At 72.3% G+C, this 14,264-nt stretch carries 11 protein-coding genes and 1 pseudogene; 9 read left to right on the top strand and 3 right to left on the bottom strand.

All coding sequences use genetic code 11. The features are described from left to right. From ACFOVU_RS10295 to ACFOVU_RS10280, 4 genes and pseudogenes are all read left to right on the top strand, one after another. Window positions 1-469 (top strand): annotated as a pseudogene (locus tag ACFOVU_RS10295) (hypothetical protein); the annotation flags it as partial. Continuing rightward, the gene (locus ACFOVU_RS10290) at window positions 470-1,612 is read left to right on the top strand and encodes an ADP-ribosylglycohydrolase family protein (RefSeq protein WP_378532236.1); all 1,143 of its coding nucleotides are present in this window, start codon (window positions 470-472) and stop codon (window positions 1,610-1,612) included. Between the two features lie 207 nt (window positions 1,613-1,819). Next, on the top strand, window positions 1,820-3,184 hold the full coding sequence (locus ACFOVU_RS10285; RefSeq protein WP_378532234.1) for an ADP-ribosylglycohydrolase family protein: 1,365 nt from the start codon (window positions 1,820-1,822) through the stop codon (window positions 3,182-3,184). A 388-nt stretch (window positions 3,185-3,572) separates the two neighbouring features. Continuing rightward, window positions 3,573-4,433, top strand: coding sequence for an HpcH/HpaI aldolase/citrate lyase family protein (locus tag ACFOVU_RS10280; protein WP_378532232.1), 861 nt, complete (start codon window positions 3,573-3,575; stop codon window positions 4,431-4,433). Window positions 4,434-4,480: 47 nt separating this feature from the next. Here the strand turns inward: ACFOVU_RS10280 and ACFOVU_RS10275 are convergent, their stop codons facing one another. Together ACFOVU_RS10275 and ACFOVU_RS10270 are read right to left on the bottom strand one after the other, a co-directional pair. Further along, window positions 4,481-7,777, bottom strand: coding sequence for an NACHT domain-containing protein (locus ACFOVU_RS10275; protein ID WP_378532230.1), 3,297 nt, complete (start codon window positions 7,775-7,777; stop codon window positions 4,481-4,483). A gap of 43 nt (window positions 7,778-7,820) precedes the next feature. After that, window positions 7,821-8,315: a winged helix-turn-helix transcriptional regulator gene (locus ACFOVU_RS10270; RefSeq protein WP_378532228.1), complete on the bottom strand. Its 495-nt coding sequence runs from the start codon at window positions 8,313-8,315 to the stop codon at window positions 7,821-7,823. Window positions 8,316-8,411: 96 nt separating this feature from the next. Between ACFOVU_RS10270 and ACFOVU_RS10265 the strand changes: the two genes are divergently transcribed. Next, complete coding sequence (locus ACFOVU_RS10265; protein ID WP_378532227.1) at window positions 8,412-9,305, top strand: NAD(P)-dependent oxidoreductase; 894 nt, start codon at window positions 8,412-8,414, stop codon at window positions 9,303-9,305. Between the two features lie 162 nt (window positions 9,306-9,467). Then, entirely contained in the window at window positions 9,468-10,349 is an 882-nt protein-coding gene (locus ACFOVU_RS10260; RefSeq protein ID WP_378532225.1) for a sigma-70 family RNA polymerase sigma factor, read from the top strand. Window positions 10,350-10,412: 63 nt separating this feature from the next. Here the strand turns inward: ACFOVU_RS10260 and ACFOVU_RS10255 are convergent, their stop codons facing one another. Continuing rightward, entirely contained in the window at window positions 10,413-11,156 is a 744-nt protein-coding gene (locus ACFOVU_RS10255; protein WP_378532224.1) for a LysR substrate-binding domain-containing protein, read from the bottom strand. A gap of 142 nt (window positions 11,157-11,298) precedes the next feature. On the opposite strand from ACFOVU_RS10255, the gene ACFOVU_RS10250 reads away from it, so the two are divergent. From ACFOVU_RS10250 to ACFOVU_RS10240, 3 genes are read left to right on the top strand one after another with little or no spacing between them, the layout of a single operon-like run. After that, a complete protein-coding gene (locus ACFOVU_RS10250) occupies window positions 11,299-12,051 on the top strand; it encodes a hypothetical protein (protein WP_378532221.1) in 753 nt (250 codons plus the stop codon). Between the two features lie 59 nt (window positions 12,052-12,110). Further along, window positions 12,111-13,421 carry a sensor histidine kinase gene (locus tag ACFOVU_RS10245; protein WP_378532219.1) on the top strand — a complete coding sequence of 437 codons (1,311 nt, stop codon included), beginning with the start codon at window positions 12,111-12,113 and terminating at the stop codon, window positions 13,419-13,421. Then, window positions 13,418-14,098, top strand: a complete 681-nt coding sequence (locus ACFOVU_RS10240; protein ID WP_378532217.1) for a response regulator — start codon at window positions 13,418-13,420, stop codon at window positions 14,096-14,098. Before ACFOVU_RS10245 ends, ACFOVU_RS10240 begins: the two co-directional genes overlap by 4 nt. Window positions 14,099-14,264 lie beyond the last annotated feature (166 nt).

Raw genomic sequence — 14,264 nt, 5'->3', positions numbered from 1 at the left:
CGTGGACGGCGCGAGCGCAACGGACGCTGTCGACGCCGCTATGGCCGAACTGCCCGCCGACACCGCGATCGGCGCCACCGCCCGCGCCGCGCTGGCCCTGCCCGGCGACGACCCGTTCGCGCTGGTCCCGGCGGTGGAGGAGGTGTGCTGCGACCACGTCTACAGCTACGGCGTCGCCGCGGCCGCCACCGTCCCCGCAGCCCTCGCGCTGACCCGAGCAGCGGGCGGCGCGCTCGGCCCGGCGGTCTCGGCGGCGGCCACCCTGATGCCCCTGGCCGACTCGCTGCCCGCCCTCACCGGCGCCCTCGCGGGCGCGCTGGGCGGCCACGCGGCCCAGCCCGGGGCCTGGCGCGAGCGCGCCCGCCGCCTGAGCGGCTGCTGCCTGCCCGAACTCGCCGGGCAGGACCTCGTCGCGATCGCCGACACGCTGGCGGACGCGACCGACCACCACGACGAAGGAGTTTCCTAGATGCTGAGCCCCTTGCAGGACAAGGCCGTGGGAAGCCTGGCCGGTGCGGCGGTCGGCGACGCACTGGGAGGCGCCACCGAGGGCTGGACCCCCGAACAGATCCGCGAGCGCTACGACGGCGTGGTCGAGGGCATCGTCCCCCCGTTCAACACCGACTGGCGCAACGCCCGCCCCATCGCGCCGTACCACAAGGGCGACGGGCACATCACCGACGACACCCTCATGACCCACGCGCTGGTCCGCGTCTACACCAAGGCCGAGCGCCACCTCGACGCCTACGCCGCGGCCGAGTACCTGGTGCCGGAGATGATGGGCGAGAAGCGGTGGGTGCCCGAACTGGAGGCCGACGCGCTGCTGCTGCACCGCGTCTTCCTCGCCGAGAAGTGGCTCGTGGCACGGCTGCACTACGGGCACGTCGACCCGCGCGAAGCCGGCGTCGGCAACATCGTCAACTGCGGTGCGGCCATGTACATGGCCCCGGTGGGGGTGGTCAACGCGGGCGAGCCCGCCGCCGCCTACGCCGAGGCGATCGACCTGGCCGGCGCGCACCAGTCCAGCTACGGGCGTGAGGCGGCGGGCGTCTTCGCCGCCGCGGTCGCGGAAGCCATGCGCCCAGGGGCGACGGCGGACACCGTCGTCGCCGCGGCGCTGCGGGTCGCCAAGGACGGCACGCGCGCCGCCATCGAGGCCGTGTGCGAGCGGGCCCGGTCCATCACCGACTGGCGTGATGCGGCACCGGACCTGCGCGCGGCCATGGCGCCGTTCGACACCGTCGCCGACACCTACCGCGACCAGGGGCTCGGTGCCCGCCGCCCGAGCCGGGTGCACGCCATCGAGGAGCTGCCGATGGCGCTGGCGTTCCTCCTCATCGCCGACGGCGACTACAGCGGCACCGTCCTGGGCGGCGTCAACTACGGGCGCGACGCCGACTCCATCGCGAGCATGGGCGGCGCGATCGCCGGCGCGCTGGGCGGCCTGGGGTGCGTGCCCGAGCAGTGGCGCACCGATATCGCCCGGGCCAGCCGGATCGACCTGGAGGCGCCGGGACTGGAACTGGCCGAGGTCGCGCGACGTATCCACCTCGCCGACGTGGCAGCCCGACGCGAGCACGAGCAGGTCTTCGCCGCGCTAACAGCGTCCTAAAGGGGGCGGCGCAGGACCGCCGAGCACCCGCAGCCCCCCGCGCGGCCCGGCCCATATCGGGGGCGCCGGGCATGCGGGAACGGGCGCGGGGCGGCCGTCGCCGGGGGCACGGACCCGCGCCTGCGGCGGCGGCCGACGTGCAGGTGATGACGGCGTTACCCCGGCGGGGGAGCGGGAACACGATCGAGAGGAAGGCAGGGGACAGCGGTGCGACTCACCTGGATCCACCCCGAGGACCTGATCGGGCACGAACTGCGCCAGGCCCGCCAGGACGGGCGCGCCGTCGAGGCGATCGCCCGGCGCTGGCACGACGCCGGGGGCCACGACGCGCCCCCGATGGCCGGGGCGTCGGCCGAGCCCGCCGCGCCCCCGCTGCGCCGGCTGGCCGAGGACCTGCTCGACGAACTGGCGGCGATCCGCTCCCCGATCGCCGCGTGGGAACCCACCGAGCTGGACGCCATCATCGCCGCCTGCCCCGACTGGCCCGACGCCCCGCTCGCCGCACCCGGCCCCGACCTGGCCGAGCGGCTGCGCGGCGCGTGGGCGGGCCGGGCCGCCGGATGCGTCCTGGGCAAACCCGTCGAGAAGATCCCCCGGGAGGGGATCCGCGCGATCGCCGAGGCCACCGGCAACTGGCCCATCCGCGGCTGGTTCACCGCCCGCGGGCTGCCCGCCGACGTGGCGGCGCGCTGGCCCTGGAACCGGCGCAGCGCCCCCACCAGCCTCGCCGAGAACATCGACGGCACACCCGAGGACGACGACCTCAACTTCCCCATGCTCGGCCTGGCCCTGCTCGAACGGCACGGCACCGGGTTCACGACCGACGACGTCGCGCAGATGTGGCTGGACGAGCTGCCTGCCGGGCGGATCTTCACCGCCGAACGGGTCGCCCTGCGCAACCTGCTGGTGGGGCTGGTCCCGCCGGAGACCTCGGTGCACCGCAACCCGTTCCGCGAGTGGATCGGCGCCCTGATCCGCGCCGACGTCCACGGCTGGGTCAACCCCGGAGACCCGGTGCGCGCCGCCGCGCTCGCCCACCGCGACGCCGTCCTCAGCCACACCGCCAACGGGGTCTACGCAGCCATGTTCGCCGCCGCACTGGCCGCGATGTCGCTGACTGCCGAGGGCCCGGAGGAGGCGCTGGCCGGGGCGCTGCGGGTGGTGCCGCCGCGGTCGCGGCTGGCGGTGGCGGTGCGTGAGGCCGCCGACCTCGCGCGCGGCGAACCCGACTTCGAGCGCGTGCTCGACGCCCTGCACGCGCGCCACGCGGACCTGCACTGGGTGCACAGCATCAACAACGCGGCGGCCATCGCCGCCGCCCTGGTCCACGGGGCCGGTGACTTCGGTGCGTCGATCACCTCTGTGGTCGCGGCCGGGTGGGACACCGACTCCGACGGGGCGACGGTGGGCTCGGTCGTGGGAGGTCTCCTGGGCGCGGACGGGATCCCCGAGCAGTGGACGGCGCCGCTGCACGGCCGGGTGGCGAGCACGCTGACCGGCTTCGACGGCATCACCTTCGACGAGCTCGCCGCCCGCACCCGTGCCCTCGTCGTCCCGGAGGCCTCCGGGTGACCTGGGAGCGGCGCGGGTCTGGGCGGGTGACCCGGGAACCGCGCGAGCCGAGGCCGGTGGCCCGGCCGTTGGCCGGGGAACGGTTACGGTGCGGGAGCGGCCCGCGACCGGTACCGGCCGCCGCGGGTCCGGCCCGGAGCCGCACGCGCCCGGCCGCGCCGCCGTACACTTCCGGGTACCACGACCCGAGGAAGGCCATGAGCGACGCGCCCGAGCCGAAGAGCCCCGCTCCCGGGCCGTCGCCGTGCGCGCAAAACGTTGTGCCCCGGCCTCCGCGGGTCCCGGGCGCAAGACGCCGGAACGGCGCCGGGCACACCGACGGCCTCCCCACCCGGCTCAGGCGCCCCCGGGACGACGACAGTGACTTCCGCGAGAAGGGCGTCCTCCGATGACCGGTACCGACACCGCCGCCACCCTCAGCGCCGCGCCCCCGCTCACCCTCCTCTACGTCCCCGGCGATCACCCCGACCGCGTGGCCAAGGCGCTGGCTTCCGAGGCCGACGTGGTGATCGTCGACCTGGAGGACGCGGTCGCGGCCCCCGCCAAGAGCGCCGCGCGCGCTTGGACCGCGGAACTCCTCGACCGCGTGCCGCCCACCCCCGTCCAGGTCCGCATCAACGACCCCCGCACGCCAGAGGGCCGCGCCGACATCGTCGCGTTGGCCGGGCGCCCCGGGGTGATCGACGTCCGTCTGCCCAAGGTGGAGGACCCGGCAACGGTCGCCGAGACCGCCGCCGAGCTGCCGGGGGTGCGCCTTCACCTGCTGCTGGAGACGGCGATCGGCATCGAGCGCGCCTTCGAACTGGCCACTGCTCACCCCGCCGTCGCCGGAATCGCATTGGGCGAGGCCGACCTGCGCGCCGACCTCGGCATCACCGACGAGTCCGGCCTCATCTGGGCACGCTCACGGGCCGTGATCGCCGCGCGGGCAGCGGGACTGCCGGCTCCTCAGCAGTCGGTGTACACGCGGTTCCGCGACCTGGCCGGGCTTGCGGAATCCTGCCGCGAGGGCCGGGCGCTGGGCTTCGTCGGTCGTACGGCCATTCACCCGGCGCAGCTTCCGGTCATTGCGGAGGCATACCGGCCTTCGGCCGCGGAGATCGCGGCGGCGGAGGAGGTGATGGCCGCCGTTGCCACCGCCGAGCGCGACGGGGGCGGGGGGCGCGCGCTGCCGGACGGGCGGGTGATCGACCCCGCGGCGGTGGGGGCGGCGCGGAGGGTGTTGGGGTTGGTGGGGCGGATGGAGTGAGCGAGGACAGTCGTTCGTGACGGGGTGACCTCACGGTGGATCGGAGATCAGGACTGCGTCCGCGATCTCGGTGTGCGTACGACCCTGCTACCGGCGCCGAGAAAGTCCGCGCCGATGACCTCCTGCAATTCACGCAAATGAAGTTCCACAGTCAAATTGGGAATCCCGGCCAGGTCCCGGAGGTCGACCGGCCCGCGTCCCGCGAGCCGTAGGATGCGGAGACCGGGAATCGCCGCCACGGATCGGGCAGGCCGGCGAGTACCGCTGTAGACGATCTCTAGTTCCGTAAGGGCAGGCAGTGAGGCCAGGACCCGGGCGTTCGCGTCGGCGATCGCCTCCGAGAGACGGAGCTGGGTGAGTTTCGCCGCCGATATCAATGCGGCCAGGTCCGTCGGTTCGCGTGCCACTGTCCCGGAGTTGATGCAGTCCAGCGTGGTCAGGCGATCAGCAACAGCCTCGATCCCGATCAGCGAATGCAGGTGCGGCCAGTCGTCCAGGGAGAGGCGGCGGACCCCGGGTTCCAGGCCCTCCAGAACGCGCAGGTCGGTGTAGCCGTTGATCCTGGCCAGAACCAGGTGCTGGAGCGGCTGTCCGGCGGGGAGGATGCGCGAGAGCGGCGGGAGCGGGAGTTCCTCCACAACTGCTAACTGGCGTAGTCGGGGAAAGGTCGCCAGCAGTTCGATGTCCTGCACCTCCTGCGCACCGCGCAGGGTCAAGTGCTCCAGAGGATGGTCGAAGGCGGGTGCGATCGATCGGGTTCTCGTAGCCCCGGTGAATGATAGGGACAACAGTGTGGGAAGCACGCCCGTGAGCGGTGTGAGGCTGACGTGCCACGCGTCGTCGGGCTGTGAATGGAGGATCAGCGTCTGAAGAGCCTTCAGGTTGTGGAGGCCGTGCAGGCCCGTGGTACCACCTCCGGTGAGATGGAGCTGCTTGACGTGCGGCATGTACTCGGACACGAGCGGGAATTGGGCCGCGGGGCTGGTGAAATCGCGGCGGTGGTGTGGCCAGTGTGGGAATACCTGTTGGGCGAATTCCGCGGAAAGGTAGGCATGCCAGGCGCCTTCGACGGCAATCCAGGCCGTCGGGTCAGGGAGTACCGACGCGCGGGCGATGATCGGGATCGACTCCGCGCCGCCGATCTCCGAGGCGGTCTGGATCGTGCCTTCAGCCTCCAGCGAATTCGTGATCGGCGTATCCGCCAAGAGGCGTAGTGCGGACTCGCCCATCGTGATGAGCGCCTGCACTTGCGCAGGTGTTCTTGGCGGGAGTATCCCCGAAACCCGGCGCTCCACCTGCTCGCGCACCTCTGGTGAAAGGAGGGGGGACGTCTCCAAGCAGGAGAACGCGACGGCTAGCAGAACGTCGCCGAACGTTTCGGCGCGATCCGCGCGGTCTAGCAGCCCTCGGATCAGCTCCTCGCGCTGCTGCGGCCTCGCATGACCGGCAGCCATTACCACGACCTCGCGCCATTGGTCGTCGTGGGCGTTGTTCACCAGCATAGGCAGGCTGTCGTCCTCAACCAGCGCCTTGGCTGCCAGGTACTCCTCGAAGGTCCGGTGGATGAAACTCACCCGGCCCACGGCCGGGCTGGTCAGCAGCCCGCTGCGGATGAGCAGGTGGTCGAAGACTTCGTCCGGTTCACCTCCCACCCGGTGCAGTGACGCCAGGATGTGGGCGACTCGTCGACGTGCCGTGGCGTAGGGCGCGTCGGATGCTCCGTTCTGGATGAGCCACTTCGCCAGCTCTTGCAATAGGAGGACCTTCTCCGTTCGAGAGAGCTGCGCCCCTTCCACGTGAATTCCGCGCTGTTCATCGCGCTCCTTGAGGAGCATCGACAGAGCCGCGTCGTAGACCTCCATACGATCCCGAGGGAGAGCCGTGTGCCGGTCCCGGTAGAGCGCACAGAGGAGCGCGCACAGCAAGGGGGTGGACGCAATGTTGCGGAGATGCCGCTGGCCGAGTACCTTTTCGGTCAGTTCCCTTTCATAAGAGGTAAGGCGCTCGCAGGCCTCGGCGTCGGCGGTGTCGCTTCGAACCGCCTCGTGCCAGGAACGGATGAACGCACTGATGTCGGAGTCGCGTAGCGGCTCCAATTCGGCGCTGACGAAATCCTCGCGGGTCAGCCAGTCCTCGTCAGCGGCGGCGGGCCGTGACGTGACCACGAATCGGCAAAGGGGGTAGTCGCGGACAAGGTCGCGCAGCCAGTGCCGGGCCTTCTCGCGTTGTGGGCCCGGGAGTTCGTCCACCCCGTCGACCAGCAGTACCGCCCGCCCGGCGCCGAGCAATCCGTGAATCCAGTTCTTTGGCGCCTCGGCAGCGAGATGCCGACCCGTATTTCGGATGAACTCTTCAGGCTCGGGGAGCTCCTTGCCCACGTATTGGCGCAGCGGGATGACGAGCGGAATTAGGCCGTGCCAGGAGGCGAGTTCGTTAGGGAAGTCGTCTCGGCTGGCCCGGACGGCCAGCCAGTGCAGGAGGGTCGTCTTGCCCGCTCCGGCAGACCCTCGCAGCAACAACCTTGTGACTCCGGCCAGAGCCTCCTCCACGCGCTGTACGCCGCGGCGAGGTCGCTTCCACTCGAACTTGCTGGAGGTGGCATCGACGTCGCCGGTGAAGGACGACGGGAATGTGACATTGAGGCTCAGATAGGCCGGGGTCAACGGATACATCCGCGTGTGGGCGTCGGTGCCGAACAGTTCCAGCACGTCCCAGCGTTCCGCCGCCTTGCGGCGGTACGCCGTGACGAATGCGGCCTCGGCGTCATCGCCTATCCCATCTGCCGTGGCCCGTGGCAGGCGCTCCAGGATCTCGGCGAGTTGGTCCAGGATGATGGTGTCGCGGCGCAGGAGTTCGGTGAACGCCTCCGCGTGGAAGTCGGGGAGAGTGGTCAGCGTCGCCATGACGTAGGCGCAGCACTCGGGGAGAACGCGGTCGTAGACCCCGATCCCCGCGGAGCTCAGGTCGCGGGTGATCCGCGGGGCCCACTGACGGAGGTGCCGTTCCAGGAAGAGCGGGTCAAGGTCCCGCTCGAACAGGTCCCGGTTGTTGAGTTCCGCGCGCTCGAATGTGTCGGCGACGGCCAGGATCGCCGCCTCTCGCTCGTTCTCGGGCAGCCCCCGGAACTCGTGTTCCAGGTAGCCGAGCACCCGTTGCGCGACGGCCTCCTCGAAATCCTCGAAGCGGCGTTCGAGCTTGCGCCGCTCCAATCGCCCGCTCACGCGTTCGCGGATCAGGTCGGTAACGCTCGCGGTCACGTCCGTCGCGAAGGGGATGTCGCCGACCCACAGACGGCAGGCCGTGCCCACAACGGCGGCGCCCAGGCGAAGAGCGGGATCGATCACGAGGGGACGCCTCCGGGGTCGGGACGATCGGGGACCGTGGTGATTATCCCGTCGCCCACCGACACCGCGTCCGAAACCCGGCGTGGCTGGCCGACCCCGGCCATCTCAGCGTCACCGAAGGCCGGTCAACCGGCAGCCGTGCGCTCGGGGCCCCGACCGTGGCCGGGGCGGAGGAGCCACCGCCGGACCCATGGCGGTAGGAGTCGCCGAGGATGTTCTCCCGCCCCCACGCCCCCAGCGGGGCGAGGGCAGCATTGAGGGAGGTCCCGGCCGGAGTCAGCGAGTACTCGACATGCGGCGGTACCTCATCGAACGCCTCGCGGTGGACGATGCCGTCGTCCTCCAGCTCGCGCAGGTGGGACGCGAGCACCTTTTCGGTCACGCCCGGCACCTGCCTGCGCAGCTGGCCGAAGCGGCACGGGCGCTCGCCGAGCGCCCACAGGATCAGCACCTTCCATTTCCCGCCGATCACGTCCATCGCCGCGTCGATCCCGCAGACGTAGCCGCCGGGTCCGCCGGGCCTGCCCACGGTCGCCATTCCCCACCCCTCCCATCTGCTCGCTCACCCCGGGGTAAGCGCCCACTTCAAAGTGCGTACTTGTGGGTCCCGGGGCCTGCGACCAGCCTATTCACCATGGCTGACACCAACACCGACACCGTTTCCGCGACCCCCGTCACCCTCCTCGGGCTGGGCGACATGGGCACCGCGTTCGCCCGCGCCTGGCTCGCCGCCGGGTACCCGCTCACCGTATGGAACCGTACCGCCGCCCGCGCCGAACCGCTCGCCGCCGAAGGGGCGACGGTCGTCGCGACCGCAGCCGAGGCGGTGGCCGCGAGCCGCCTCGTGGTGGTGTGCCTGCTCGACGACGCCTCGGTCGGTGAAGCTCTGGCCGACGCCGACCTGGCCGGCAAGGACCTGGTCAACCTCACCACCGGCACCCCGGACCAGGCCCGCGCCCGCGCCGAGTGGGCCCGAGCGCGCGGCGCGCGGTTCCTGGACGGCGGCATCATGGCGGTCCCGCCGATGATCGGCGTCCCGGAATCCGGCGGCTACGTGTTCTACAGCGGGTCCGGGGCGCTGTTCGAGGAGCACGGCACGGCCCTGACCGTTCCGACGGGGGCCAAGTACGTCGGTGAAAACCCGGGCCACGCCGCCCTGCACGACGTGGCGCTGCTGAGTGCGATGTACGGGATGTTCGCCGGCGTCCAGCACGCCTTCGCGCTCATCCGCAAGGAGAAGGACATCGCGCCGAAGGAGTTCGCGTCGCTGCTCGTCGGCTGGCTCGGCGCGATGTCCGGTTCCGTGCACGGGATCGCCGAGCACCTCCAGAGCGGTGACTACACGAAGGGCGTCGTGTCCAACCTCGCGATGATCGTCGCGGGCAACCCCACCCTGCTGAGCACGGCGGAGGGCCAGGGCGTCAGCCCCGAGCTGCTGACGCCGTACCTGGGGCTGATGGAGCGCCTGCTCGCCGAAGGACACGGCGATGAAGGCACCACGGGGGTGGTCGACCTGCTGGTGCGCTGACCGGATCCATCCGCGGCCAGGATCGGGCCGGGACCGGCGCGCACCGGGGCCCCGCCCGCGGCGCGCGCCCATCCGCCCGCCCCTTCTTCCGCCGACACGTCACATTCACGGTCCCCGGTTCGTCAGTGCGGTGACGGATGAGCCGGAAGGATGATGGGACCGATGAGCGATCGCGAATTCCTGGCGGAGAGCTTCGAAGGCCACCGCCCGCACCTGCGGTCGGTGGCCTACCGGATGCTCGGGTCGCTGAGCGAGGCCGACGACGCCGTGCAGGAGGCGTGGCTGCGGCTCAGCCGCACCGACTCCGCGGACATCGGGAACCTGGGCGGCTGGCTGACGACGGTGGTCGGCCGGGTGTGCCTGGACATGCTGCGTTCCCGCCGGTCGCGGGGCGAGGAGCCGCTGGAGGGGCACCTGCCCGACCCCATCGTGGGCGGGGTGGGAGCGGAGGCCGGCCCCGAGCAGGAGGCGCTGATGGCCGACTCCGTCGGCCTCGCGCTGATCGTCGTGCTCGAAACCCTTGCCCCGGCCGAGCGGCTGGCCTTCGTCCTGCACGACCTCTTCGGGGTGCCGTTCGACGAGATCGCGCCCATCGTCGATCGCACCCCGGCCGCCGCCCGGCAGCTGGCCAGCCGCGCCCGCCGCCGGGTCCGTGGCGCGGCGCCCGTTCCCGACGCCGACCTTGCCCGTCAGCGCGAGGTCGTGGACGCCTTCCTCGCCGCGTCGCGCGGCGGCGACTTCGACGCGCTCGTGGCGGTGCTCGACCCCGATGTGGTGGTGCGCGCCGACGGCGGCGCACTGCGCCCCAGCAGCGTGGCGCGCGGTGCGGAATCGGTGGCCCGCGGGGCCATTACCTTCGCGCGGATGGCCGGTGTCGCGCGGCCCGCCCTGGTCAACGGCGCTGCGGGGGTCGTGGAGATGGTGGCCGGGGAACCGGTTGCGGTGGTGGCCTTCACGGTCGTCGGCGGACGGGTCGCCGAGCTCGACATCCTCACCGCCCCCGAGCGCCTGCGCCGCCTCGACCTGGCCGTCCTCGACGGCTGAGAGGGGCCACGGGCGTGGATCGTCAGAGTGTTCGTCCGCGGAGCAGGTGATGCGGCGCGCGCGTCACCGGGTGCCACGTTCCGGGGCGGGAGCGACGTCGCCGTGAGACCGTTTTGCCGGTTGGTAGAGGGTGCGCAGGGCGGGCCTCTGGTCGGCGCGGCGGATGGCCACGCCGATCTCCGCCGACGGCCCGGGCAGCGGGACGAACGCGACCGCGGGAGTCTCGTAGGCCTCCTTGGCGATCATCGAGTGCACGCAGCAGCGATCCATGAACTCCACCGCCTGCGCGACCTGCTCAGCCTGACGGATGACCACGTCGCGGGGTGAGTCGACGTGGGGCAGGCCCTGCGTCCACCTGTTGTAGCGCTCCGATCCGCCATCGGCGAAGATCCAATCGGCGGGGTCGGGGATGTCCTGGGGCGTCAGCGACCGTGCATCGGCGGCGGCCCATCCCCGGGGCACGACGACCGCGCGAGGGCTGGACAGGATCACGTGGGTCTCCAGCGCCTGGTCCTCGTCGTCGACGATGCGTTTGAAGGCGATGTCGACGTCGCTGTCCAGTATCGCGCTCTCCTGGTTCGTGGCGTCGAGGGGGACGTACACCAACCGGGTGCCGGGCCAGCGGCTCTGCCATTCCAGGCGGACCGTCCGCCAGTCAACGGCGTTGAGGGACGCGCCCACGACACCGACGCGGAACACGTCCGCCCCGGGTTCACTGTCGGCGGCGCTGGTCAGTGCGTCGGCGGGCTGGACGAGGGCTCGACCGGCAATGGGTCGCGTGCTCCAGGGCCTGGTGGATTCGGTCATGAGGCACCTCCATTACGCAATGTTACGGAGTGCTATCCGACCGTAGGTGGATGCGATGACGGGCGCTACGACCACGGTTCGATGCCGAGGTTGCGATCGTGCTCCGATGCGCTCGAATATCGCGGAGGCGGATCATTTCGCCATGTTCGCCAAGACGATCAAGAGCTCCACGGTCACCGGCGCCACTGTCCCTGGTGTCCCGTTTCCCGGGCGGTGGGTCGGCGGTGCCTCCCTTGTCCTCGGCCCCCTGCTGCTCCTCACTGGGGTGCTGCTGCGCGCGCGGTACGACTTCTTCTTCCCCGCCCAACTGGCCGCCTATCAGCGGGATCCGGTTCTGATGACGGTCTCCTACAGCGCGTTCTCCGCGGGCTGTGTCCTGCTGTGGCCCGGCGTCGTCACGCTCGCCGCACGGATCGGCGTGCGCTGCCCCGAGACCGCTCTGTGGGGCGGCACCCTGGCCGTACTCGGCCTGTCCGCCCGCGCCTTCCACGCCGGAGTGGACCACTCGGCCTTTCAGCTGGTGCGCAGCCTCGGGGTGCGGTCCGCGACGGACGCCGTGGGCGAGGCCTATGGCGCCTTCCATATCTTCAGCATGTTCAACGCCGCGATCCTCGGCGGGTGGGTGCTGCTGGCGATCGGCGCGTACCGCTCGGGCGTGCTCGGCCCGCTGCGCGCCCTCGCGCTCGCCTCGATGTCGGCGCTGCCGCTCGGCGTGCTGAAGGGGACGACACCGATGTCGGTCGTCGCGGTCGCCGGACTGTGCGTCGCCCTTGTCCCGCTCGGCCTGGCCGTGCTGCGCGAGGGCGCGGCCCCGCGACCGGCCGCCGCTGCGGGGCGGATCCTCCTCGTCGCGGTGGCCGCGGTCGTCATGCTGCTGGTCGGACTGGCGGGGTGAGCAGGGCGAACACGGGGACCGGCGAAGGATCGGGTGGCCGAGCGGGCTATGGTCGGGCCATGCGCGCCTCACGCTTGCCGTTCCGGCTCCGCGGCCTCCATCTGGCCGCCCTGGACTGCGCCGTGGCCGTCGTGCTGACGATCGCCTATCTCGGCTTCGCCGGCGGCGGGCCGGCCGACGGGCAGCCCGCGTTCGGCGGCCCGGTGTGGGTGGGATGGCTGGTGGCCGCCGGTGTCGGTGCGCCGATCGCGGTGCGGAGGCGGTGGCCCGTCCCGGTGATGGGGGTCGTCCTGGCGGCCTCGGTCGCGGCGACGCTGCTGGACATCACCCGCGAGCCCTACATCGCCACGGCGCTGGCCGCCTACCTCGTCGCGCTCACCGAACCCCTGCGACGGTCGGGGACCGCCGGTGCGGTGGCCCTCGCGGTTTCGGCGGGGGCCGTGATCGCCGGCGGGGCCGTGGTCACGCCGGCGGGGACGGTGGCGGAGGCGGTCGGCACCGCGGCGCTGGTCTGGGTGGTCATCGGTGCGGCTTGGGGGGCCGGGTTCGCCGTGCGCGCCGCGCGCCTGCGCGCGGCCCGGGCGGAGCGGTCACGGGCCGAACGCGCGCTGGTCGAGGAGCGGCTGCGCATCGCCCGCGAGCTGCACGACATCGTGTCGCACAGTCTGAGCGTGATCGTGGTGAAGGCGGGCGTCGGCGAGCACGTCGCCGACACCCACCCGCAGGAGGCACGGGACGCCCTGCGGGTCATCGAGCGGACGGGGCGGGAAGCCCTGACGGAGATGCGCCGTGCCCTGGGGGTCCTCCGCGCCGACCCGGGCGGTGGCACCGTCGGCTCCGGCGATCGCGGAGGCGGTTCGGGGGACCGGGACCCTGTGGGCGCGCGGACGGACGACGGGTTCGAGGCCGGCGACGGCGGGCTTCGTCCCGCTCCGGGACTGGACGACCTTCCGGCGCTCGCACGCCGGGCCGAGCAGGCGGGTATCCGCGTCGACCTGCGGGTCCGTGTTCCCGGTTTGCTCGCGGCCGGGACGGCGATGACGGTCTACCGCATCGTCCAGGAAGCTCTGACCAACGTGGTCAGGCACGCTGGGGCGGGGACGCGGTGCCGGGTGGCGGTGGACACGGACTCCGATGGCCGGGTGCGCATCGAGGTCGTGGACGACGGTGCGGGCGCTTCCGCGGTGCCCTCGGCAGCGGCGCCCGGCGGGGGGCACGGTCTGGTGGGCATGCGCGAGCGGGCGACGATGTACGGCGGGAGCCTGGAGGCCGGGCCGCGCCCGCAGGGCGGGTTCGCGGTCACCGCCGTCCTGCCGCAGCGGAGCGACCCCGCCTCGACCCCGACGTCCCGCGAGGAGGCCACCGCGTGACCGAATCCGTCCGGGTCCTCGTCGCCGACGACCAGGCGCTGCTGCGGGGGAGCTTCCGGCTGCTCATCGACACAGCGCCCGGCCTCACGGTCGTCGCCGAAGCCGGCGACGGCGGCCAGGCGGTCGAACTCGCCCGGCGCCATCGCCCCGATGTGGTCCTCATGGATGTCCGGATGCCGACCATGGACGGGATCGCCGCCACCCGCGACATCTGCGCGGCCCCTGAGACGGCCGGGGTGCGCGTGCTCATCCTCACCACGTTCGACCTGGACGAGTACGTGTACGCCGCGCTGCGCGCCGGGGCCGCCGGGTTCCTGCTCAAGGACGCCTCGCCCGCGGACCTGCTGGCGGCGATCCGTGTCGTCGCAGCGGGCGAGGCGCTGCTGGCCCCGTCGGTGACTCGTCGGCTGATCGCGGAGTTCGCGCGCCTGCCGTCCACCGCGGCCCCGGTCCGGTCGCTCGACGGGGTCACCGGGCGCGAGCGCGAGGTGCTCGCGCTGATCGCCCGGGGGCTGTCCAACGCCGAGATCTCCCGGCTCCTCCACCTGAGCCCGGCGACCGTCAAGACGCATATCGGGCGGCTGCTGGCCAAGCTGGATGCGCGGGACCGCGCCCAGCTGGTCATCGCAGCGTATGAATCCGGGTTCGTCTCCGCGCGCGCAACGGGGCTCGGCTGACCGAGGAAGCGCCCAAGGTGTCCGCCGCGGTGCGGGCCCTCAGGTGGGTCCGCCGGTGGCGGGCGAGGATCGGAAAACGCGCCTCTGCGCGCATCGCCCGGTACGGTCGCGGGAATGTCCGCAGGGGAGGGAGCCCATGAGATCCGCTCGGCCGGCCCGGCCGTTC

Source organism: Nocardiopsis sediminis, assembly GCF_042650565.1.
GTDB lineage: Bacteria > Actinomycetota > Actinomycetes > Streptosporangiales > Streptosporangiaceae > Nocardiopsis_B > Nocardiopsis_B sediminis.
The sequence above is the reverse complement of the archived record's forward strand: the minus strand, read 5'-3'. Positions and strand labels throughout refer to the sequence as shown.

What these genes read in the sequence shown, in the direction of transcription:
- ACFOVU_RS10245 (WP_378532219.1), top strand. Translation starts at nt 12,111, where the DNA reads ATGCGCGCCTCACGCTTGCCGTTCCGGCTCCGCGGCCTCCATCTGGCC.
- ACFOVU_RS10280 (WP_378532232.1), top strand. Translation starts at nt 3,573, where the DNA reads ATGACCGGTACCGACACCGCCGCCACCCTCAGCGCCGCGCCCCCGCTC.
- ACFOVU_RS10260 (WP_378532225.1), top strand. Translation starts at nt 9,468, where the DNA reads ATGAGCGATCGCGAATTCCTGGCGGAGAGCTTCGAAGGCCACCGCCCG.
- ACFOVU_RS10255 (WP_378532224.1), bottom strand. Translation starts at nt 11,156, where the DNA reads ATGACCGAATCCACCAGGCCCTGGAGCACGCGACCCATTGCCGGTCGA.
- ACFOVU_RS10265 (WP_378532227.1), top strand. Translation starts at nt 8,412, where the DNA reads ATGGCTGACACCAACACCGACACCGTTTCCGCGACCCCCGTCACCCTC.
- ACFOVU_RS10290 (WP_378532236.1), top strand. Translation starts at nt 470, where the DNA reads ATGCTGAGCCCCTTGCAGGACAAGGCCGTGGGAAGCCTGGCCGGTGCG.
- ACFOVU_RS10250 (WP_378532221.1), top strand. Translation starts at nt 11,299, where the DNA reads ATGTTCGCCAAGACGATCAAGAGCTCCACGGTCACCGGCGCCACTGTC.
- ACFOVU_RS10270 (WP_378532228.1), bottom strand. Translation starts at nt 8,315, where the DNA reads ATGGCGACCGTGGGCAGGCCCGGCGGACCCGGCGGCTACGTCTGCGGG.